We start from the raw sequence: 18431 nt of genomic DNA, 5'->3' as shown, positions 1-18431 counted from the left end.
AGGGAAGCGAGCACTATAACAAAATAAAAAAACCTTGCCAGATTCGGTCCAGCGGTTATAATGCGTGCCTCAATTCCCTGATAGCTCAGTCGGTAGAGCGACGGACTGTTAATCCGCAGGTCCCTGGTTCGAGTCCAGGTCGGGGAGCCAGAACATGAAAAGGCCGCTTCAGTGAAGCGGCCTTTTTGCTTTTCGAGGTCACGCCGATGATTTCCTTGAACGATGCCGCCGTAATTGCCGAACACGCCGCCCGGGCCGATGCCGAAGGCTGGCTGCGCCCGCAACAGCAAACCCTGATCCACGAACGCGGCTGGCTTCGCATGCTGGCCCCGCGCGCGGTCGGCGGCGCCGAGCTGCCGCTGCCGGAGGTGGTGCGGCTGGAAGAGGCGATCGCCCGCGTCGACGGCAGCATGGGCTGGACCGTGACCCTGTGCGCCGGCGCCGGCTGGTTTGCCGGCTTCCTGTCGCCGCGCCTCGCAGCCGGGATCCTGGCGACGCCGCAGGTCTGCCTGGCCGGCAGCGGCGCACCGACCGGCTACGCCGACCGCGAAAGCCGGGGAGGAGAAGCGGGCTGGCGCATCGACGGCCTGTGGGACTACGCCAGCGGCGCGCCGATGGCCACCCACTTCACCTTCAACGCGGTTCTGCGCGAGCAGGGCGAGCCGCTGCTGGACGCCGCCGGCAATCCGCGCATCCAGGCCTTCGTGGTGCCGGCCGCGCTGGTCGAGATCGTGCCGCGCTGGCGCAGCATCGGCCTGCGCGCCACCGCCTCGCACGCCTATCGCATGGCCGGGCAATGGATCCACGCCGACCACGGTTTCGGGATCGACCCGGCCAGGGCTTGCGCACAAGGCCCGCTGTACCGTTTCCCGTTTCTTCCCTTTGCCTTCGTCACGCTGGCGGCCAACGTGGCCGGCATGGCGCATCACTTCGTCGAGCTGGCGCAGGAATGCATCGCCCACCGCCGCAACCGCTTCGGCGGGCAGGGCGAGCCCCTGATCGAGGTGCCGGCCGTGCGTGCGCTGCTGGACTCGACCCGTGCTTCGCTCGACGCCGTGCGCGAGCGCTTCTACGCGCGGCTGGATGCGACCTGGGACCAGGTCGTGGGAGGCGCGCCGGTCGGCATTGAGGAGGCCGCGCAGATGCAGGCGCTGTCGATGGAATGGGTGAACGCATCGCGCCGCGCGGTCGATGCGCTCTACCCATATTGCGGCCTGTACGCGGCGCGCGAGGACACGCCCGTCAACCGGGTCTGGCGCGATTTTCACACCGCGTCCCAGCACGCCCTGCTGACCCCGTGCACGAGCACTGGTCAAACGGCAACTGAACCGCTATAATGCGAGCCTCAATTCCCTGATAGCTCAGTCGGTAGAGCGACGGACTGTTAATCCGCAGGTCCCTGGTTCGAGTCCAGGTCGGGGAGCCAGAATACGAAAGGCCTCGTGTGCAAGCACGAGGCCTTTTCCGTTTACGCCTGCAGGATCTCGCGGAAGCTGGCCACCAGCGGACGCAGGTTGATGCGGTGCCACACTACCCACAGCGGGGCGCGGTGACTGAACCAGGGCAGCTCGCGCAAGGTCACCCCCGGCGGCGCCTGGTGGCGCAGGCCCTGCTGCACGATTGCGATGCCCAGGTTTGCCGCCACGAGTCCCATTGCCGTCGTCGGTTCGCTCGCTTCCATCTTGATGTTGGGCGTGAAGCCGGAGCGCACGCAGGCGGCGACGAAGTCTTGATGATGCGTGCCCGTCTCGCGGTGGTGCACGGCGATCCAGTCCTGGCCGTTCAGGTCTTCCGGCTTCAATTCCTTCACTGCGCACAGGGGGTGGCAATCCGGCAAGGCCAGGATCATCGGATCGCTGAGCACCTGCGCGGATTCCAGGTCCGGATCGTCGGCCGGGGGCGGATCGCAGACCAGGGCGATGTCCAGGCTGCGCTGGCGCAGCCCTTCCAGCTGCTCCGATGGGGGCTGGCTGTACAGCGCGACGTGTACCGAGGGCCGGCTGGCGCGCAGGGTGCGCAGGCCGGCCGGCAGCACGCCGGCGTGCATGGCGTTCTCGATGTAGCCGATGCACAGGCCGCCCTCGTCGCCGCGCCCCAGTCGTTTGGCCAGGGACTCCAGGCGGTTGGCGTGAGTGAGAAAAGCCTGCACCTCGGTCAGGAAGGTGCGGCCGTCGCGCGTGAGGCGGATGCGCTGCTGGCTGCGCTCGAACAGCGTCAGGCCCAGCTTTTCTTCGAGCTGGGCGATCTGCCGGCTCAGCGGCGATTGCGAGATGTGAAGCTTTTCGGCGGCCCGTCCCACGTGCTCTTCCTCGGCGACGGTGACGAAATACTGAAGTTGGCGTATGTCCAACATATAAGACCTTTTGAGACTTAAGTGATGCAAATTATGTCTTGGACAGTCTTATGTCGTCAACCTACACTTGCCTTCACTTACTTCATCATCCCAAAAGGAAACCGACATGAGCATCCGTCACAAACTGAAAAGCAAACTGGGCTTCGGCGCCGCACCGCTGGGCAATATGTTCCGCAACATCCCCGACGCCGAGGCGCTGGCGACGGTGGACGCGGCCTGGGAGCAGGGCGTCCGCTACTTCGACACCGCGCCGCTGTATGGCGCCGGCCTGTCCGAGATTCGTCTCGGCGAAGCCCTGGTCGGCCACAAGCGCGACGATTATGTGCTGAGCACCAAGGTGGGCCGCGTGATCCTCGACGAGGTGGAAGACCCGGCTGCCCGCCAGCTCGGCGAGAAGGGCGGTGTGTTCCAGCACGGCCGCCCCAACAGGATCGTCAACGACTATGGCGCCGACGCCACGCTGCGCTCGATCGAGGACAGCCTGAAGCGCCTGAAGACCGACCGCCTGGACCTGGTCTTCATCCACGACGTGGCGCAGGACTTCTACGGCGACGAATGGCTGGCCCGGTTCGAGACCGCGCGTCTAGGGGCCTTCCGCGTGCTGGACCGCCTGCGCGACGAAGGCGTCATCAAGGGCTGGGGTCTCGGCGTGAATCGGGTCGAGCCGGTCGAACTGATCCTGGACCTGAACGAACCGGCACCGGATGTGATGCTGCTGGCCGGCCGCTACACCCTGCTCGATCATGAGCGCGCGCTGCAGCGCGTGATGCCGGCCGCGGCCGCGCGCAAGGTCGATATCGTGGTCGGCGGTCCATACAGCTCGGGCATCCTGGCGGGTGGCACCCACTTCGAGTACCAGAAAGCCTCGCCGGACATCATCGCGAAGGTGGAGCGGATCAAGGCGATCGCGCAAGGCCACGGCGTCAGCGTCAAGGCGGCGGCCCTGCAGTTCGCCCTCGCCAATCCGGCCGTCGCCGCGGTCATTCCCGGCGCCAGCCGTCCGCAGCGCATCATGGAAGACCATGCCGCGCTGAACGAAAAAGTGCCTGCCGCCTTCTGGCAGGAGATGCGTGAACAGAAGCTGGTCTCGGCCGATGCGCCGCTGCCCGGCGATTCGAAGGAGTAAGAACATGGCCAATACCATCGCAAGCATCGAACTTCCGGTGTCCGCGCAACGCGTGTGGCAACTGATCGGCGGCTTCGACGCGCTGCCCGACTGGCTGCCCTATATTCCGCGGAGCGAGTGGAGCGAAGGCGGGCGCGTGCGCACGCTCGCCAACCCGGCCGGCGACGCCATCGTCGAAAGGCTGGAAGCCTTCAACGACAAGGAGCGCAGCTACAGTTATTCGATCCTGAAGGCGCCTTTCCCGGTCACCGGGTATTACTCGACGCTGCGGGTCAGGCCGGCAGGCGAGTCGGCGGCCGTGGTCGAGTGGTCGGGCAGCTTTACGCCGGCAGGGGCCAGCGAACAGGAAGCCACGCAGCTGTTTTTCGGCATCTATATGGACGGGCTGGCAGCCTTGAAGGAGAAGTTGTTGCGCCAGGACGCCGATGGGCCGGTAAATTCATCGGCAAGCCAGGCCCTCTCCAGCAGACCTTGCTCAAGCCTTTTATAATCGGTCTTTTGTCGCGGACCGGTCATGAAAAGCGCAGTAAATACAAATGCTTACGACAAGACCGCGGCGCCGCAGGACGGTCTTTCCGGCGCCCAGCTCATCTGGGCCGTGATCGTCCTGTCGCTCGGCGTCGGCATGTCCGCGCTCGATACCGCCATCGCCAACACGGCGCTGCCGGCCATGGCCCAGCAGCTGCACGCCAGCCCGGCGGATTCGGTGTGGATCGTGAATGCCTACCAGCTGGCCATGGTCGCAACCCTGCTGCCGGTGGCGGCGCTGGGCGAGACCATCGGCTACAAGCGGGTCTATATCGCGGGCATGGTCATCTTCACCGCCGCTTCGCTGGCCTGCGCGCTGGCCTGGTCGCTGCCGGTCCTGATCGCCGGGCGCCTGTTCCAGGGCCTGGGCGCGAGCGCCCTGATGGGCGTGAACTCGGCGCTGATCCGCACCGTCTATCCGGCCAAGCTGCATGGACGCGGCTTCGGCAACAATGCGCTGGTGGTGGCGATCGGCTTTGCCATCGGCCCCAGCCTGGCATCGATCATCCTCAGCGTCTCGTCCTGGGAATGGCTGTTCGGGATCAACGTCCTCCCCGGCGTGCTCGGCTTCTTCCTGGCCCGTAAAGCCTTGCCGGAATCGCCGCGCGCCAGCCACAAGGTCGACGGCGTGGCCGGCCTGTACAACGTCGCCGCCTTCGGCATGGCCATCCTGGCGCTGGGCGATGCGGCCCACCGCGTCGGCATGCGCACCCTGTTGCCGGAGACCGTGATCGCATTGTTCTTCTTCTTCCTGCTGATCCGCCGCCAGAAGGGCCACCCGGCGCCGCTGCTGCCGGTGGACCTGTTCCGCCTGCCGCTGTTCACCCTGTCCACGCTGACCGCGATCTGCACCTTCGCGGCGCAGGCGCTGGCCTTCGTCGCGCTGCCGTTCTACTTCGAGAGCCAGCTCGGCCGCACGCCGGTGGAGACCGGCTTCCTGCTGACGCCCTGGCCGGTGATGGTCGGCATCATGGCGCCGGTGGCGGGGCGCCTCAGCGACCGTTATTCGCCGGGCCTGCTGGGCGGCGTCGGCCTGATGATCCTGGCGGCCGGCCTGGCCCTGCTGCTGGGCATGCCGGCTTCGCCTTCGGCCTTCGACATCGGCTGGCGCATGGCCGTGTGCGGCGTCGGATTCGGCTTCTTCCAGGCGCCCAACGTGAAGGCGATCATGGCCAGCGCGCCGCCCTCGCGCAGCGGCAGCGCCAGCGGCATGGTGGCGACCGCGCGCCTGATCGGGCAATCGACAGGCGCCGCGCTGGTGGCCTTCTGCCTGACCGTGTTCCACCTGCGCGGCACCTGGTATGCGATCGCCATTGCGGCGGTGTTTGCGGCGGCGGCCAGCATCGCCAGTTTTTCGCGGCTGGTGGTGGCTGCGCCAGCGCGTTAATGCGCTCGTCGTGCCGGGCATTGCCCGACCCGACTCTTTAAACGGCGGTGCACGCCTCGATATGAAGGGCATGGCGCGCCGTTCCCGCATTCCCGACACCCTTGACACCTCCCCGGAGCCCGAGGGCGAGGCACTGTGCCCGCTGTGCGGCCGGCCGCTGGGCGTCGAGAACATCGACCGGCACCACCTCGTTCCCAAGTCCCTGAAGGGCAGGGAACAGTTTCCGATCCACAAAATCTGCCACCGCAAGATCCACTCGATCTTTTCCGAACGCGAACTGCTGCGCGCCTATCACACCTGGGATGCACTGAAGGGCCACGAAGACATCCGCTCCTTCATCGGCTGGGTCGCGAACAAGCCGCCCGGCTTCTACACCCGCACCTTCACGGCCAACAAGAAGCAGGGAAGAAGATAAGCAGCTAATGGCTATATGGCAACATCGGCATAAATAGTCGGGTATCCCTGCTGCATGGACGTCGCCATCAGCGTGCCTGGTGTAAAATTAAAGCTTACTATTTTGCAATTCGCGTCACATTTTGCCCACCTTACCGCAGTTGCAATGACCCGAGACGAATCCAGCGCCTGCTCCGTCCTCCTCATCGACGACGAACCCTTTGCCGAAGACATCATCTCGCATGGCCTGAAAGGCTGTGCGCCGCATACCCTGCGCTTCGCGAGCCGGCCGGAGATGGCGGTCGAACTGGCGCGCGAGATCGGGGCGACGGTGGTGCTGGTCGACCTGCGCATGCCGGAGATCGACGGCCTGGAAGTCACGCGGCGCCTTCGCGCCGACAAGGACACCGAACACATTCCCGTGATCGTGCTGTCCTCGGAAGATGATCCGGACATCAAGGCCAAGGCCTTCGCGGTCGGCGCCAACGACTACCTGGTGAAGTGGCCGGATCCGCGCGAACTGGTGGCGCGGGTGCGCTACCACAGCGACGCCTTCGTCGCGCGCCGCCAGCGCGACGCCGCCTTCGTCTCGCTGCGCCACAGCCAGGAGCAGCTGGCGGCCAGCCAGTCGGCCCTGTTCCAGGCCCAGAAGATGGAGGCGATCGGCCAGCTGACGGGCGGCGTGGCCCACGACTTCAACAACGTGCTGCAGATCGTCGGCGGCAACCTGCAGCTGCTGAAACTGGTCGGCAACCTGAACGATGCCGGCAAGGCGCGCGTCGACATGGCGCTGGCCGGGGTCGAGCGCGGCGCCAAGCTGTCCTCCCACCTGCTGGCCTTCGCCCGCCGCCAGCCGCTGCAGGCGGTGGTGATCGATCCGGGCCACCTGCTGCGCGAGATGGACGACATGATGCGGCGCGTGCTCGGCCCGCGTGCGCGCGTGGTCACCGAGATCGAGCACCGGCTGGGCAGCACCCTGGTCGACCCCAACCAGCTCAACAACGTGCTGCTGAACCTGGCCATCAATGCGCGCGACGCCATGGGCGGCAGCGGCACGCTGACGATCCGCGCCGCCAATGCGGGGCCGGACAGCGACTTGCCGCCGTCGCTGGCGGCCGGGCATTACGTGATGATCGAGATCCTTGACACCGGCAAGGGCATGGCGCCGGACGTGCTGGAACGCGCCTTCGAACCCTTCTTCACCACCAAGCCGACCGGGCAGGGCACGGGGCTGGGCCTGTCGATGGCCTATGGTTTCGTGAAGCAGTCGGGCGGCGAGATCGTGCTGCAGAGCGAGCCGGGCAAGGGCACCAGCGTGCGCATCTGGCTGCCGCGCAGCGAAGCGGCGCCAGCCATGTTCGAGGACGTGGCGGCTGCGCCCCTGCTGGGCGGGCCGGAAACGATCCTGGTGGTCGAGGACGAGGAAGACGTGCGCAGCGCCACCTGCGGCATCCTGTCGGCGCTCGGCTACCGGGTGCTGGAGGCGCCGGATGCGGCGGTGGCCAAGGCGATCGTGGAAAGCGGCGAGCAGATCGACCTGGTGTTCAGCGACGTCATCATGCCGGGACCTGTCAGCAGCCTGCAGCTGGGGGACGCGGTGCGCGCCCGGCTGCCGCAGGCGCAGATGTTATATACCTCGGGATATGCGGAAGGCGTGCTGGCGCACGAGGGCAAGCTGGATGCGAGCGTCAACCTGCTGCAGAAACCCTATCATCCGGATGCGCTGAGTGCGCGTATCCGTCATCTGCTGCGGCGCCGGGCAAGCTGACGCCTTTGTCATGCGTGGCCCCGTTCATTTATTCGGCTTGATGTATTTCTGCGAACCCGGCGGCGGTTCGTTCAGCACCGCCCAGAAGATCCCGAGGTCGGCGATCGCGCGCACGAACTCCGTGAAATCGACCGGCTTGACCACATAGGCGTTCACGCCCAGCTCGTAGCTGCGCACCAGGTCCTGTTCTTCCTTCGACGAGGTCAGCATCACCACCGGCAGCGGCTTCAGGCCGTCGGTGGTGCGGATTTCCTTCAGCACCTCGAGGCCGTCGACCTTCGGCAGCTTGAGGTCGAGCAGCACCACGGCAGGGTTGCCGGCGGTACGCTGCGCGTGTTCGCCGCGGCGGTGCAGGTAGTCGAGGGCCTCGGCGCCGTCGCGCACGACAATCACCTGGTTGGCGAGCTGGCTCTTGGACAGTGCAATCAGCGTGAGTTCCAGGTCGTTCGGATTGTCTTCGACGAGCAGGATGGGTTTGAGCATGCGTTCCTTGAGGACTCTTTCAGTAAATTCAGTTGCTTGAAACATGTTTTGGAATGGCAAAGGAGAAGGTCGCGCCTTCGCCCTGTACGGAATTGGCCCACACCCGGCCATTGTGCCGCTCGACGATGCGGCGCACATTGGCCAGGCCGATGCCGGTACCCTGGAAATCTTCCATGCGGTGCAGGCGCTGGAACACGCCGAACAGCTTGTGCGCGTATTCCATGTTGAAGCCGGCGCCGTTGTCGGCCACATGGAAGATCGTCTCGCCGGGCGTGTCTTCGGCACTGACGCGGATGATGGCCGGGTCCTTCTTCCCGGTGAACTTCACGGCGTTCGACAGCAGGTTGAGCATCGCCAGGTGCAGGAAGGTCGGGTCGGCGTAGGCCGCCGGCAGCGGGGCGATGTCCCATTCGAGGTTGCGGCCGCGCGTTTCCAGCGCCAGCTTGTCGATGCAGGCGGCCACCAGGTCGTTCATGTCGACCGTGGTCGGGCGCAGCGAGGCGCGGCCCATCTGCGAGAAGGACAGCAGGTCGTCGACCAGCTTGCCGGCCATGCGCGCCGCCTCCTTGATGTTCTTGAGGAAGCGCTGGCGCTGTTCGCCGTTCTCGCTGCCGGCCGATTCGATCAGGAGGTCGGCGAAGCCGACGATGTGGCGCAGCGGCGCGCGCAGGTCGTGCGAGACCGAATAGGAGAAGGCTTCCAGCTCCTTGTTGGAACGGGTCAGCTCCTCGGCCAGTTCGGCCATCTGCTCGGCGCGCTCGAGGGCGATGCCCAGCAGGGCGGTGCGGAATTCCAGCGCCAGTTCGATCTCGCCGCCATGCCAGGGCATGCTGGTGCCGTGGATGGTCTCGCGCCAGGCCTGGAAGCTGGTGCGCGGCGACAGCTGCAGCGGAGTGCCGGCGGCCGGGCCGCCGGCCGCCGCCTGCACGAGCTTGTCGTGCGGGTTGCCGGCCCATTCGATCGTGTGCACGTATTCGGCGCGAAACCACAGCAGGTAATGCTTGTGGATGCGCGAGATCGGCATCGCCAGCAGGCCGCTGGCGTTGCGCACCATTTTTGCCGCCTCGGGCCAGGCCGACGATAAGTTGTCGGTGTGGTAGGTGTCGCCGTGGCCGTGCACGGCCAGCCAGTCGACCAGGCCCAGGATATCGTCCTGCTCGGGCGTGTCGCCATAGGTCAGCACGCGCTCGTCGACCACGACCGCGACGCCGGTGGCGCGCGCGAAGCGCAGCAGCTCGGGGAAGACGCTCGACAGGTTCTCGATGAAATCGCTGCCCTGGGTCAGGCCGGCCAGCATCGACACCATGATGCGGCGCAGGTCCAGGCGGAACTGCAGCTCGTGGGCATCTTCGCGCGATTCGATGCACAGCGCGAGCAGCTGGCCCAGCTGCTCGCAGGCGGTGCGCTGCTCGAAGGGTACCGGGGACGGCCCCTCGTTGTGGCAGGAGATCAGGCCCCACAGCTTGCCCTTGACCATCAGCGACACCGACATCGAGGCCAGCGTGCGCATGTTTCGCATGTACTGCAGGTGCACCGGCGAGACGCTGCGCAGCACCGCGAACGACAGGTCGTTCGGCTTGCCGGTGACCGGATTCATGGCCGGGACCAGCGGCGCCGGCGTGTAGTTGGCGTCCTGGATCAGGCGGATCGGCGACAGCGCGTACAGCTGGCGCGCCTGGACCGGGATGTCGGAGGCCGGGAAATGCTGGCCCAGGTAGGAAGCGTAGTCTTCCTGCCTAGCCTCCGCCATCACGTGACCGTGGCCGTCGCGGTCGAATTTGTACACCATCACGCGGCCGAAACCCGTCACCGAGCGCACGTGGTGGCAGGCCAGCCGGGCCAGCGATTCCACGCACTCGGCACTGTTCACTTTCTGCAGGAAGTCGCCGATCAGCGAATACAGGTGGCGGAAATCGGCCGTGGCGGCGCGTTCGGTCGGTTCGAACTCGAGGATGGTCAGCTCGTCCCAGCGGTGCCCGAGCACGTCGAAATGGCGGCCATTGCCGATCGTGACCGTGCCCACGTAATAGGGACGCGAGCCCAGATTTTCCGTCAGTTCCGGCGCCAGGCGGAGGGCGGCCGCTTCGCCGGTCACCTCGGCGAGCGGGCGGCCGACGGCTTCCTGGACGCCGAAACCGGTCCAGTCGCCCAGGTTGGCGCTGGCCTGCAGGATTTCCAGGCCGTCGGACAGGGTCAGCATGAAGCCGTGGGGCTGGATGCTCCCGGGTGTGCGAATCGGCTCCCTGTCGCAGGCCGACAGGTCGAGTACGGGGGCGGAAGAGGCCGGATTCATGTACGTGGGATGATGTAAAACTTAAATTTCAACTCCGCCATTTTACATTGAATGCCGTGCGGTACCCTTCTTTAGGTATTCTGGCAATGTTGCCCATGCGGCGATAAGACAACGGTATGACTAATGCAGAATTGTGAAATCCCTTGTTACGCGTGCGGGCTGGGCGAACAGGCTGGGTGTATCATGAAGTGGATTTGGATCAATGAATTTGTGCCTCTGACACGAGTGGCAAGCCATGAGCGAACACATGCAGGAAAAGAAAATCTTGTCGGATGAGCGGCGCTATCAGTACCTGATTTCCGGTATCAACGACTACGCGATCTACATGCTCGACCCGCAAGGGCACGTGAGCAGCTGGAACGCGGGCGCGAACCGCTTCAAGGGCTATGTGGCGCAGGAGATCCTCGGCCAGCATTTCTCGCGCTTCTACACCGAGGCAGACCGGGAATCCGGTCTGCCGGCGCGCGCGCTGAAGACCGCGCTCGAGCAGGGCAAGTTCGAATCCGAAGGCTGGCGCGTGCGCAAGGATGGCAGCCGCTTCTGGGCCCACGTGGTCATCGACCCCATCTACAACGAGGAAGGGGTCCTGCTCGGCTTTGCCAAGGTAACCCGCGACGTCACCGAGCGCAAGGAGGCCGAGGACAGGCTGCGCGAGAGCGAGCAGCGCTTCCGCCTGCTGGTGCAGGGCGTGACCGACTATGCGATCTACATGCTGTCGCCGGAAGGAACGGTCACCAACTGGAATTCGGGCGCCGAGCGGATCAAGGGCTATACCCAGGACGAGATCGTCGGCAGCCACTTCTCGCGCTTCTACACGGCCGAGGACCACAACGCCGGCGTGCCGAAACAGGCGCTGTCGACCGCCGCCGAGACGGGGCGCTTCGAGGCCGAGGGCTGGCGGGTGCGCAAGGACGGCACCCGCTTCTGGGCCCACGTGATCATCGACGCCATCCACGACGACGAAGGCAAGCTGGTGGGTTTTGCCAAGATCACCCGCGACCTGACCGAGAAGAAGCGCATCGCCGACGCGCTGGAAGCCGCCAACGCCGCGCTGTACCAGGCGCAGAAGATGGAGTCGATCGGCCAGCTCACCGGCGGCGTCGCGCACGACTTCAACAACCTGTTGTCGGTGCTGTCGAGCGGCCTGGAAGTGCTGGCGATGCAGCGCGGCGAGGGCAGCGACACCCGCACCATCGAGAGCATGCGGCGCGCGGTGGACCGCGGCGCGCGCCTGACCCAGCAGCTGCTCGCCTTCGCGCGCCAGCAGCCGCTGCAGGCCGAGACCCGCAACCTGAACCGCATCGTCACCGGCTTCGAATCCGTGCTGCGGCGCGCCGTCAATGCCGGCATCGAGTTCGAGGTCGACCTCGACCGCAACGCACACAGCGCGGTGATCGACAGCGCGCGCCTCGAGTCGGCCCTGCTGAACCTGGTGGTGAACGCGCGCGACGCCATGCCGGAAGGCGGCCGCATCGTCATCGCGACCCGCAACGTGACGCTCGGCCACCACGAGGGGGGCAGCCTGCCGGCCGGCGACTATGTGCGGATCTCGGTCAGCGATACCGGCACCGGCATGCCGCCCGACGTGGTGAGGCGCGCCTTCGAACCCTTCTTCACGACCAAGGAAGTGGGCAAGGGCACCGGCCTGGGCCTGTCCCAGGTCTACGGCTTCATCAAGCAGTCGGACGGCGACGTGGTCATCGAGAGCAAGCAGGGCGAGGGCACCACGATCTCGATCTACCTGCCGGCGGTGGTGTCCGAGGCCCACGAGGACAAGCGTGCGCATGTCGAGCGCGTGCTGATCGTCGAGGACGAGCCGGACCTGATGGATGTCGCCGCCTCGCTGTTCACCAGCATGGGCTACGACGTGGTGACGGCATCCAGCGGCCGCGAGGCGATCGACATGATGGAGCAGCTCGATGTCGACATCCTGTTCACCGACGTCGTCATGCCGAACGGGATGGACGGCCTCGAGCTGGCCAGCTACACGCGCACCCATTATCCCGGCACCAAGATCATGCTGGCCTCCGGCTATCCGCTGCCGGCGCTGAAGCAGCGCCATGGCCAGGACCTGAACGAGTTCGCCTTCGTCAACAAGCCCTACCGGCTGTCCGACCTGGCGCGCACCCTGCGCACGGCGATGTAGGCGGAGCGGGCGCGACGATGGTCCTGCATGTCGAGACGCCGCTGCTGCCCTCGGGCGCCATGGCCACCCGGCCCGGCCAGTCGGTGTGGCTGAAGATGGAGGCGCTGCAGCCTTCCGGCTCGTTCAAGCTGCGCGGCATCGGCCACGCCTGCGAGCAGTACGCGCTGCGCGGGGCGCGGCGCTTCGTCTCGTCCTCGGGCGGGAATGCCGGCATCGCCGCCGCCCACGCCGGACGCCGGCTCGGCCTGCCGGTGACCGTGGTGGTACCGGAGACGGCCAGCGCCAGGGCGCGCGAGCTGATCGCGCGCGAGGGCGCCGAAATCGTCGTCCATGGCGCCTCCTTCCAGGAAGCGAACGCGCTGGCGCAAGCGATGCTGGGCGCCACCGACGCCTTCATCCACCCCTTCGACGACCCGCTGCTGTGGGAGGGCCACGCGAGCATGATCGACGAGGTGGCGCGCGCCGGCCTGATTCCCGATGCGGTGGTGCTGTCGGTCGGCGGCGGCGGCCTGCTGTGCGGCGTGGCCGAAGGTTTGCGGCGCCATGGCTGGGATGCGGTGCCGGTCATTGCCGTCGAGACCGAAGGCGCCGATTCCCATGCGCGCTCGCTGCGGGCCGGAGAGCGCATCGAACTGCCGGCCATCACCAGCATCGCCACCTCGCTGGGCGCGCGCAAGGTGTCGGAACAGGCTTTCGAACTGGCGCGCCGCCGTCCGGTCGAGCCGGTGGTGGTGAGCGACCGCGAGGCCGTCGAGGCCTGCCTGCGCTTCATGGACGACCATCGCGTCGTGGTGGAACCGGCCTGCGGCGCCTCGCTGGCGCTGGCCTATCGCGCCGGCGAGAGGCTCGCTGCTTACGAGCGCGTGCTGGTGGTCGTGTGCGGCGGCGTCACGGCCACCGTCGAACAGCTGCAGCGCTGGGGCCGCGAGCTGGCTGCCTGAATCGTGGGCACGGCGTGCCCACCCTACCTTATTCCAGGCCGAAAATAATGTCGCAGATGCGGTCGTAGACCGGATCGGCCGACGGTCCCGGGTTAGGCCAGTTCAGGATGTCGAAGTGGTCGTAGCCGTCGTAGGTGCCGAGGTAGTTCCAGCTGCCGCGCACGGCCCGGCCGTCGTAGTCGCGCACCGGATGGCCGGCGGGCGCGCGCATGCTCACCGTGTTGACCACGCCGTCGCTGGCGAACCAGCTGCCGTCGATCCGCACTCTCCCGGGCGCCGACTGGGTATAGGAACCCATGCCCGGCTGCGCCAGCGAACCCGCGATGAACTCGCCCGCGAACAGCTTGAAATAGGGGATCATGTCGTCGCGTGGATACTGGAACCGGCTGCTCTGGATCGGTGCCAGCACGCGGTCGCTGCCGTTGCAGCACCAGGCGCCCGCCACCGTCGCCCGCGTCCCCAGCGAAAACCAGTAGACCGAGGGAGAGGTCTGCGCCCAGCGGTTGAATTCGCGCGCGCCGTCCGGCGCCAGCTCCCAGTGCGCCAGGCGGCTGTCGAGGATGTCGCGCAGCGGACTGCGTAAATTCGGCAGGACGTCCAGCACGGCGTCGCGCAGGGTGGTGCCGTTGTGCGGCGCCGAGATCGTCACCGCGCTCGACACCCAGCCGGCCTTGCCGCCACGGTAAAGCTCGCCGCCGCCTTCGTCGCCGTCGGGCGAACCGTGTTCCAGTAGCTGTACCAGGGCGCGGATCGTGGTGCCGCCCTGGCTGTGGCCGATCAGGTGGACCGGGTGCGCCGCATCCCATTGTGGATAGAAGGCGAGGGGATAATCGTGCGGATTGTTGTCCGGATCGGCGGCCCAGCACTTGCCGGCCGGCTTTTGCGGCTGGCCGGGATAGCCGTGGCGGGCGACGTGGGTGGCGCCGTAGTCGACGCAGCCGCCCTTGATCTGGGCGTACAGTTCGGCGGCGCGGTCCCAGTTCGAACTGATCGCGCCGACGCCGGCCGTGTAGACCGCATGCGGCCCCTTGTAGCGCTGCATGCGGGCCGCGATGTCGTGGTAGCCGCCCCAGTACAGGAAGCGACTGAAGGGAAAGGTATCCGGCCCGAAGCCGAGGAAGCCGTGCACCAGTACGACAGGATGGTTGTTGGCGGCCCCGGCCGTTGCACTGCCCAGCAGGCAGGCCAGGGCCAGCAGCGCTCGGGTGCTTGTTGTGTTAAACGACGGCATGTAGCTCTCCCTTGGTGGCGGACGCTACATTGTCGAATTGGTATTGGGTAGGGGGTTTGCGCGGTACCAAACGTCGGCCTGCGCCCTCAAACGTCGTCCCCGCGAAGGCGGGCACGACGTTTGCACTTAATTCGCTACAACCGCGGTACCACCCATCTGCGCAGTACCCGCCGAATCGGCCGCGGGCGCCGGCACCGGCGTATTCGATGCCGTGACCGCGGCCTTCTCGGCCAGGTCCGGATTCCACACCACGTGCTCGTCGACGGAATACAGGCGGCACGGCTTGTCGCTCTTGGCCGAGCAGGTGGCAAGGGCGCGCGCTTCCGGCGCTTCGCCTTCCTCGGCCCAGCACCAGGCGCCGCTCGGCGACACCGCGAAGGCGCGCGGGGTCATCTTGGTCAGGTATTCGGCATAGGCGCGCTTGCCGTTCTCGCTGAGGAAAGGCACGGCCTCGACGTCCTCGATCTTTGCGAAATTGGTTGCTTGCGGCATCGGTGGCTCGGGCACCTTGTAGACCACCTTGGTCGGCATGCCGACGCGCTCCAGGAACTGCATGGTGTCGGCCAGCCAGACTTTCTCGCCGTCGCGGCTGGCCAGCATGCCGTGCGCATCGCGCTTGAACGCCGCGTACTCGACCAGCTGGGCCTTGCCGCCGGCCTGTTCGAAGGCGTCGTGCATGCGCGCCACCAGTTCCGGGCCGAACAGCGAATCGTTCTGGCCGTACATCCACAGGCTCGGAATCTTGTTCTGCGAACCGTATTCGGCAAAGGCCGAGACCAGGGCCGAGCGCCAGCCGCAACCGTTGCTGTCGTCGCGCAGGCCGCCGGCAAAATTGATCAGGCCGCGCACGCCCGGCAGTTCCCGGGTGCCCAGCGCCATGGTCGCGAGGCCGCCGTAGGACTGCCCGGCCACCACGATGCGGTCGGCGTCGATCCATTTCTGCTCGCGGGCGTATGCCAGGGTGTCCATGATGTCCTCGGCCTGGATGTAGCCGTTGGCCGTCATGTCGCAGCCGCGGTCGCGGTAGCGGCCGGTCGAGTTGGCGAAGCCCTGGCGCATCGGCACCATCACCGCGTAGCCGCGGGCAACGAAGGCATGGGCCATGTGATAGAAGCGGTCGCGCGGCTGCAGGTTCGGGTGCCCCGGATCCTTGCCGTGGTTGATGATGATCAGCGGGAAGGGGCCCGGGCCGTTCGGCGAGAACACCGTCGTTTCCAGGCGCGCCTGATGATTCTTGCCGGCCGGGATCAGGATGATGTGCTCGTTGATCCGGTAGTCGAGTTGCAACTCCTGCTCGACGGAAAAGCCCGGCAGCATGGCCAGCCCGATGATCAGTGCGGACGTAAGGTGGCGAACAGAAGCGCGTACTCTAAACATGGAAGACTCTGGGAACAGCGGCCTTACGGATGCATCCGGCAAGAACCAATTGCTTAGGGGAATAAATTGATTCTAAGCACTGTAATTTCTCAGAGCAATATCCGAATAACCAATTCGCGCATTAAATCTTTGTGTGTGGCCAGATTTGTCAGAACAGGCAGATAATTAGAATGTCCAACGATTGGGTGGCCCCATGGTTACTTTCGATGAACGGCTCAATGACCGCCTTGGCGAATTGTTCACCCAGGCCCTGCAAGGCGGTGGACGCGCATGGAACAAGGCGCTGGAACGCCAGTTGAAGCCTTACGGTCTGACGGTGGCCGGCTGGAGCGCCATCGCCGCGCTGGCGGAGCTTCGGCGTGGCGTCGGCGAGCATGAGGCACCAGGACCCTCGCAGACGGCCCTGGCGCAGCAGCTCGGCGTCGATGGCGCCACCCTCGTGACGACCATCGACCGCTTGACCGCCGCCGGCCTGATCGAGCGGGTCCCGAGCCAGCAGGACCGGCGGGTCAAGCTGGTCGTGCTCACGCAGGAGGGCCGGGAGATGGAGGACAAGCTCAGGGAGCACGCCGATGCCATGCGGCGCGAGGCACTGGCGCATCTCAACCCCGGTGAAGTGGCGATGGCCGTGAACGTGCTCGAGCAGTGGCAGCAGGTGCTGGAGAGTGCATGAGCGATAAATATGCGCCGCGCGAATGGCACCCGGACGAACGGCCGACCATGCCTGGCGGCCCATCCTTCCCCAGGCATTCCACGCCGCGCCGCATCGCCTATTTCCTGGTCGGCAGCCTGGTCAGCCTGACCGGCGGTCTCGGTAATGCGCTGGTGACGGTCAACCTGGTCAACCTGCAGGGCGCGCTGGGCGCCTTTGCCGCCGAGACCAACTGGCTGCCGACCGCCTATGTCATGACGAATGTCTCGATGAACCTGCTGCTGGTGAAGTTCCGCCAGCAGTTCGGCCTGCGCGCCTTCACCGAATTCTTCCTGGTGCTGTACGCGCTGGTGACCTTCGCCCACCTGTTCGTGAACGACCTCGGTTCGGCGATCGCGGTGCGGGCGGCGCACGGCATGGTGGGCGCCGCGCTGTCCACCCTGGGCCTGTACTACACCCTGCAGTCATTCAAGAAGGAGTGGCGGCCGCGAGGCATCATCATCTCGACCGGCATCTCGCAGCTGGCGCAGCCGATCGCCTACCTGTTCTCGACCCGGCTGCTGGAAGTGGCCGAATGGCGCGGCCTCTATTTGTTCGAGCTGGGCCTGACCCTGGTGACCCTGGGCGCCGTGCTGTGGCTCAAGCTGCCGCCGGGCGACCGCTTCCGGGCCTTCCGCCCGACCGACTTTCTCACCTTCGCGCTGTTCGCACCCGGCATGGCGCTGCTGTGCGCGGTCCTGACCTTCGGCCGGGTGCTGTGGTGGACCCAGGAGCCCTGGGTCGGCGTGGCGCTCGCCGTGTCGGTGGTCCTGCTGCTGGCGGCCGTCGCCGTCGAGCACAACCGCAAGAATCCGCTGCTGAACCTGCGCTGGCTGACCAACGGCATGATCGCGCGCCTGTTCATCGCGATGGTGCTGGTGCGCGTGGTGCTGTCCGAGCAGAGCATCGGCGCGGTCGGCTTCCTGCGCATGGTCGGCCTGAACAACGACCAGCTGCAGACCCTGTTCCTGGTGGTGCTGGTCTGCACCCTGCTCGGCATCGCCATGTCGGCCCTGGTCTACAACCCCAGGCACCTGATGGCGCCCCAGGTGGTTGCCCTCCTGATCATGGCCATGGGGGCCTGGATCGACTCGCACGCGACCAGCCTGACACGCCCCGAAGAGATGTACGTCAGCCAGGGCCTGCTGGCCTTCGGCGGCGTGTTCTTCCTCGGGCCGCTGCTGCTCACCCTGCTGGGTACGGTGATCACGAATCCGGCCAACCTGATCACCTTCTCGGTGCTGTTCGGCCTGACCCAGAACCTCGGCGGCCTGCTCGGTTCCTCGCTGCTCGGCACCTGGCAGGTGATGCGCGAAAAATTCCACTCCTCGAACCTGGCCGATGAGCTCAGCAGCCTCGACCCGCTGGTGGCGGCCCGCATCCAGCAGGGCGCGGCGGCCTATGGACGGGTGCTGGCCGATCCGTCCTCGCGCACGCGGCAGGGCATTGCGGTGCTGGGCCAGACCGTCACCCGCGAAGCCAACATCCTCGCCTACAACGACGTGTTCCTGGCGATCTCCATCCTCGCCGCGTTGCTGGCGGCCTGGATCTTCGGACGCGCGCTGTGGCTGACCTATGTGGCGCCGCCCGCCGCGGCGCCGCCGCCGTCGTCCGCCCCCGAGACGGTGACCGACTCGCCGATCGCCAACGCCGCCGGCGAACCGCCCGAGCCGACCGCCGACGGCACCATCCGCCCGACCTGATCCTTTGAATA

The 18431-nt window shown here is 66.4% G+C and carries 15 protein-coding genes and 2 tRNA genes; 12 read left to right on the top strand and 5 right to left on the bottom strand.

The genetic code is table 11. The features are described from left to right. Nucleotides 1-74: 74 nt before the first annotated feature. From AC1DOP_RS10710 to AC1DOP_RS10700, 3 genes are all read left to right on the top strand, one after another. Nucleotides 75-150, top strand: a tRNA-Asn gene (locus AC1DOP_RS10710). Between the two features lie 56 nt (nt 151-206). Further along, nucleotides 207-1337 (top strand): acyl-CoA dehydrogenase family protein, encoded by a 1131-nt coding sequence (locus tag AC1DOP_RS10705; RefSeq protein WP_477251023.1) that lies wholly within the window; start codon nt 207-209, stop codon nt 1335-1337. Nucleotides 1338-1350: 13 nt separating this feature from the next. Next, nucleotides 1351-1426: transfer RNA gene (locus tag AC1DOP_RS10700), tRNA-Asn, on the top strand. Between the two features lie 42 nt (nt 1427-1468). Here AC1DOP_RS10700 and AC1DOP_RS10695 read toward each other — a convergent pair. Beyond that, nucleotides 1469-2353: a LysR substrate-binding domain-containing protein gene (locus AC1DOP_RS10695; RefSeq protein ID WP_477251022.1), complete on the bottom strand. Its 885-nt coding sequence runs from the start codon at nt 2351-2353 to the stop codon at nt 1469-1471. A gap of 106 nt (nt 2354-2459) precedes the next feature. Here AC1DOP_RS10695 and AC1DOP_RS10690 point away from each other — a divergent pair, with 106 nt between their 5' ends. The 5 genes from AC1DOP_RS10690 to AC1DOP_RS10670 all read left to right on the top strand — a co-directional run bounded on the left by AC1DOP_RS10690 (nt 2460) and on the right by AC1DOP_RS10670 (nt 7555). Continuing rightward, a complete protein-coding gene (locus tag AC1DOP_RS10690) occupies nt 2460-3479 on the top strand; it encodes an aldo/keto reductase (protein WP_477251020.1) in 1020 nt (339 codons plus the stop codon). 4 nt (nt 3480-3483) lie between these two features. After that, nucleotides 3484-3969, top strand: coding sequence for an SRPBCC family protein (locus AC1DOP_RS10685; RefSeq protein ID WP_477251018.1), 486 nt, complete (start codon nt 3484-3486; stop codon nt 3967-3969). A 24-nt stretch (nt 3970-3993) separates the two neighbouring features. Continuing rightward, entirely contained in the window at nt 3994-5394 is a 1401-nt protein-coding gene (locus tag AC1DOP_RS10680) for an MFS transporter (protein ID WP_442121857.1), read from the top strand. Nucleotides 5395-5464: 70 nt separating this feature from the next. Beyond that, nucleotides 5465-5809, top strand: a complete 345-nt coding sequence (locus tag AC1DOP_RS10675; protein WP_442121856.1) for an HNH endonuclease — start codon at nt 5465-5467, stop codon at nt 5807-5809. Nucleotides 5810-5953: 144 nt separating this feature from the next. Continuing rightward, entirely contained in the window at nt 5954-7555 is a 1602-nt protein-coding gene (locus AC1DOP_RS10670; RefSeq protein ID WP_442121855.1) for a response regulator, read from the top strand. Nucleotides 7556-7579: 24 nt separating this feature from the next. Here AC1DOP_RS10670 and AC1DOP_RS10665 read toward each other — a convergent pair whose 3' ends face one another. Further along, nucleotides 7580-8038, bottom strand: coding sequence for a response regulator (locus AC1DOP_RS10665; RefSeq protein ID WP_442121854.1), 459 nt, complete (start codon nt 8036-8038; stop codon nt 7580-7582). Between the two features lie 28 nt (nt 8039-8066). Beyond that, complete coding sequence (locus tag AC1DOP_RS10660) at nt 8067-10331, bottom strand: ATP-binding protein (RefSeq protein WP_477251014.1); 2265 nt, start codon at nt 10329-10331, stop codon at nt 8067-8069. Nucleotides 10332-10566: 235 nt separating this feature from the next. Here AC1DOP_RS10660 and AC1DOP_RS10655 point away from each other — a divergent pair, with 235 nt between their 5' ends. Continuing rightward, nucleotides 10567-12477: a hybrid sensor histidine kinase/response regulator gene (locus AC1DOP_RS10655; protein ID WP_477251012.1), complete on the top strand. Its 1911-nt coding sequence runs from the start codon at nt 10567-10569 to the stop codon at nt 12475-12477. A gap of 17 nt (nt 12478-12494) precedes the next feature. Then, nucleotides 12495-13418 (top strand): pyridoxal-phosphate dependent enzyme, encoded by a 924-nt coding sequence (locus tag AC1DOP_RS10650; RefSeq protein WP_442121851.1) that lies wholly within the window; start codon nt 12495-12497, stop codon nt 13416-13418. Nucleotides 13419-13446: 28 nt separating this feature from the next. On the opposite strand, the gene AC1DOP_RS10645 is transcribed toward AC1DOP_RS10650, so the two are convergent. After that, nucleotides 13447-14649: an esterase/lipase family protein gene (locus AC1DOP_RS10645; protein ID WP_442121850.1), complete on the bottom strand. Its 1203-nt coding sequence runs from the start codon at nt 14647-14649 to the stop codon at nt 13447-13449. Between the two features lie 126 nt (nt 14650-14775). Continuing rightward, a complete protein-coding gene (locus AC1DOP_RS10640; RefSeq protein ID WP_477251009.1) occupies nt 14776-16026 on the bottom strand; it encodes a dienelactone hydrolase family protein in 1251 nt (416 codons plus the stop codon). A 193-nt stretch (nt 16027-16219) separates the two neighbouring features. Between AC1DOP_RS10640 and AC1DOP_RS10635 the strand changes: the two genes are divergently transcribed. Continuing rightward, nucleotides 16220-16699, top strand: a complete 480-nt coding sequence (locus AC1DOP_RS10635; RefSeq protein ID WP_442121848.1) for a MarR family winged helix-turn-helix transcriptional regulator — start codon at nt 16220-16222, stop codon at nt 16697-16699. After that, on the top strand, nt 16696-18420 hold the full coding sequence (locus AC1DOP_RS10630) for an MFS transporter (protein WP_477251007.1): 1725 nt from the start codon (nt 16696-16698) through the stop codon (nt 18418-18420). The genes AC1DOP_RS10635 and AC1DOP_RS10630 overlap by 4 nt, the downstream gene beginning before the upstream one ends. Nucleotides 18421-18431: the final 11 nt, after the last annotated feature.

Source organism: Massilia sp. 01N410 (assembly GCF_056399665.1).
This window is presented reverse-complemented; position numbering and strand designations above follow the sequence as displayed.